6 protein-coding genes and 1 tRNA gene are annotated in these 3,404 nt (G+C 62.4%); 6 read left to right on the top strand and 1 reads right to left on the bottom strand.

What is annotated here, in order from left to right; translation table 11 throughout:
• Positions 1-188: hypothetical protein (locus AUC71_RS20345; protein WP_204376713.1), on the top strand; the 188-nt coding region annotated here is incomplete at its 5' end.
• Positions 189-521: 333 nt separating this feature from the next.
• Here AUC71_RS20345 and AUC71_RS11725 read toward each other — a convergent pair.
• Positions 522-848, bottom strand: a complete 327-nt coding sequence (locus AUC71_RS11725) for a hypothetical protein (protein ID WP_069624411.1) — start codon at positions 846-848, stop codon at positions 522-524.
• 247 nt (positions 849-1,095) lie between these two features.
• Here AUC71_RS11725 and AUC71_RS11720 point away from each other — a divergent pair, with 247 nt between their 5' ends.
• From AUC71_RS11720 to AUC71_RS11700, 5 genes are all read left to right on the top strand, one after another.
• Entirely contained in the window at positions 1,096-1,332 is a 237-nt protein-coding gene (locus tag AUC71_RS11720; RefSeq protein ID WP_069624410.1) for a DUF883 C-terminal domain-containing protein, read from the top strand.
• A gap of 8 nt (positions 1,333-1,340) precedes the next feature.
• Entirely contained in the window at positions 1,341-1,760 is a 420-nt protein-coding gene (locus AUC71_RS11715) for a hypothetical protein (RefSeq protein WP_069624409.1), read from the top strand.
• Positions 1,761-1,859: 99 nt separating this feature from the next.
• Entirely contained in the window at positions 1,860-2,861 is a 1,002-nt protein-coding gene (locus AUC71_RS11710) for a hypothetical protein (RefSeq protein ID WP_069624408.1), read from the top strand.
• Between the two features lie 115 nt (positions 2,862-2,976).
• Positions 2,977-3,052: transfer RNA gene (locus tag AUC71_RS11705), tRNA-Thr, on the top strand.
• A gap of 119 nt (positions 3,053-3,171) precedes the next feature.
• Complete coding sequence (locus AUC71_RS11700; protein WP_069624407.1) at positions 3,172-3,354, top strand: hypothetical protein; 183 nt, start codon at positions 3,172-3,174, stop codon at positions 3,352-3,354.
• Positions 3,355-3,404 lie beyond the last annotated feature (50 nt).

Raw genomic sequence — 3,404 nt, 5'->3', positions numbered from 1 at the left:
GGTACGCGGTCGGTCCCGGCGGCAAGCCGCACGGGGCGACGCAAGGCGCGGGCGCGACGGCAACCGGCGCGGCCCCGCAAGGCGCAACACATGGCGCCGCCGCGACGACGCGCGGCCGGCGGAGGCGCCGCAAGGGGATCGGATTGGGCGCGGGAACGAGAACGGCGGCGTGCAACGCCAGCCGGTGAGGCAGCCTCCGGCGTCCGCATCGGCCGCAAAGAACAGGCTGAAACCGGCCGCCACCGCCACCACGGCGACAACACTCAACAGGACCTTCATACTCGGAACTCCACTCAGGACAACGGGACTAGGGGCGGCCCAGCCAGCCTCGAGCGGCCGGCGAAAGGTTGTCCTGAGAGTACGGCGTTCAAGTATCGGTAAAGTTAATAGAGCCCTGCGTGCACGAAGAAAAGAGTTACGCACCCACTAATGTTCGGCCCAAAACGATACAAATCGTTGAGACGAAAGTATTATGAGATGACGACTACAGAGGGACTTCGCGCAAATTTACTTCGACGGGCTCACTTGAAGTAAGGTTCAGACTGCGCGCCTCGTCGGCCAGAGGTGGGCTCCAGATAGTGGAAATAAGGCTCGCAGCGCGGGAAGTCCTCCTGCGCGGTGGTGTACGGCCGGTAGAACCACCAATAGTTCTTCCGCAAGCAATAGACACTTTGCGCCCGCTTGCCGTGATGGAAACGCGGCCCATCTTGGGAAACCGTGACCACCCCGGCGGGGGCTCCCATCGAGAGCCCGAGAGCCGGCATCGCGGCCTGCGCCGCGCCAAGCGGCATGAGCCCCAACAACAGCGCGCCAGCGAAAGCGGCGAGTCCAAGCGATTTGTCGGCCATGCCCTGATTCCCCCAGAGGGACCCCTCTTAAGCACTCAGACTCTAAACGAAGAAAGAGGCTTCAGCAACGCAAGGCTCCAGCAAGAAATGCCGGTGCATGGTTCGCCGTCAAAGCTTGACAGTGACATATTCCCGTCGATCAACTCGCATAGCTATGGAGTCGTCTTTGCTCCATCCGGAACAAAGATCCCAAGGCAAGAGTTGCTTCTAAGGTAAGCAACTTTAACGGTATTCAGGGAGCCCCCCAATGGCGACATCAAAAGAAACCGAAGACTTGAACGCGCAGATCGACGCGATCCGCGCCGACATGCAGAATCTATCCTCCACCGTCAGCAGCATCGCCAGCAAGCAGATGAACCGCGCCCAGAACAAGGCGATGGAAACCAAGCACGACGCAGAGGAAGCCATAAAGAGCAATCCGCTTCAGGCCGTCGCGATCGCCGCGGGGCTGGGCTTCCTGTTCGGCGTCTTCACCCGCCGCTAGGAGGCTTCATGCTGCGCCTCATATTGACGGCCGTCTCCTCCCTTCAGATTGGGACGCGCATCAAGGATGCCGTCGAGCGCTCGGTGAAGAAGGCGGTCATTATCGCCATCGCCGCCGTGATTGCGCTGTACGCGATCGCCTTCGGCTTGGTCGCCGGCTATCAGGCGCTGATCGTGTATGGCTTCACCGCGGTGGCGGCGGCGGGCATCGTGGCGGGAGCTCTCGTGGTGCTTGCCCTCATCGTCCTCGCCTTCATTCCGATCGTGACGCGCCAGAAGAAGACGGAAGCACCGAGCCTGATGGAGGCGCCCGCCGAGGGCATGGCCATGATCGACCAGAGCGTCGGGAAGGCCATGCAGCAGGTGGGCCCGCTAACCCTCCTCGTCGCCGCGTTCGCGGCCGGTCTTCTGGCAAGCCGCCGCCGCTAAACGTGCCGTTCCGGCACGTCTCTTAATCCCGTCTTAACCACCCGCCCTGCACCTTCGCGGGAAGCGAAACGCTTTCCACCAGGGGACGGGGCGAAGGACATGCTGAGGGCGTTCGGTCTGATGCTGCTGGCGTTGGCCATCACGGTCGGCCACGCGCAGGCACAGGTCGTCGATGTGCCCAAGACCTATCCGATTCCCTTGCCGCCCCTGTCCAACCCCGAGCCCCAATGGGAGCTTGGCCTGCGCTACTGGTACAGCGAGGGCAGCACGCGCTTCGACATCAATTCGCAGCAGCAAAACCCATTCCTCGGCAACCCCACCTCGACCCTCACCTATGATGGTATCGACGCCAATTCGCTCGAATTCGTCTTTGCCGTGCGCAACGAGACACGCACCTTCTTCAAGGGCTTCGTCGGCGGCGGCTGGCTCGACAATGGCAGCCTCGACGACGAGGATTTCTTCGCGGGCCAGATCAAGTTCTCCGACACATACAGCCAGCTCGACGGCGACGGCATGGTCTACGGCACCATGGACGTCGGCCAGGACTTCACGCTAATCGACCGCAAGGCCCGCGTGGTGCTGAGCCCCTTCGTCGGCTTCAACTATTGGGAAGAATCGGTGGACGGTTATGGCGCGCGCTGCAACCGCGACGATATCGGCGGCCTCGTCTGTGGCCCGCCCGGCTCCATCGCAGTTCCGTTCGGCACCAAGGTCATCAACAACACGGCGAGTTGGTCATCGCTGCGGCTGGGCGCCGAGCTCAAGGCCAAGCTCTGGAACCGGCTCACCCTGCGCACCGACGCCGCCTTTCTCCCGGTCGCGTATCTCTGGAACGACGACAGCCACTTCCTGCGCTCGGATCTCGGCCCCGTGCCCAATATCGAGGACAGCGGCACCGGCTGGGGCTACCAGCTCGAAGGCGAGCTCCGGCTCGACGTGACCGATCACTGGGCGCTCGGCGCCGGCGTCCGTTATTGGTATGCGCAGACCAACGGCGAAAGCGACTTTATCAATATCGGCGTGACCACCGAGCTTCAGGATTTCACCAGCGAGCGCTTCGGCGTGTTCGGCAACGCCACCTACCGCTTCAACACCTATTAGGGCCCCGTTTCCGGCGCCGTCCGCGCGCGCTGCTTGAGTGGGCGGGGAAAAGTGGGATAAAGGCTTGGTCGCAAAGGGCGCCGTCCCCATGTCGAGGACCTGGCGCGCGCAGAATGCCGGCTTAGCTCAGTTGGTAGAGCGGCTGATTTGTAATCAGTAGGTCGGGGGTTCGAATCCTCCAGCCGGCACCACTTCACACGAGACGTCTCGATGACACCCGATTCTCCGCCTGTGTGTCGTCGCATCACAGCCTTCACCGGTCAAAGCGTCCATAACGCGTCTATCGTACCCGCGACAAAGGACGCATCTCATGGCCTATCGACTGAGCCCGCCGACACAGGTGGTGTTCTTCCTCTCGCTCTTGCTCGCCGTCCTGGCGCTGCTCGCGCAATATGCCGCCGTCACCATTCCGGTGGTCAGCGGTCACACCTTCGAGACGTTGCTGCTCGCCTTCCTGCTCTTGCTTGCAGGAAACCTCTTCCGCGGCTTCTAGGACAGCGGCCCACTCGGGACACACAAGGCGGGGCTATTCCTCGACGACGT

It is taken from the genome of Methyloceanibacter marginalis (genome assembly GCF_001723295.1).
GTDB lineage: Bacteria > Pseudomonadota > Alphaproteobacteria > Rhizobiales > Methyloligellaceae > Methyloceanibacter > Methyloceanibacter marginalis.
The sequence above is the reverse complement of the archived record's forward strand: the minus strand, read 5'-3'. Positions and strand labels throughout refer to the sequence as shown.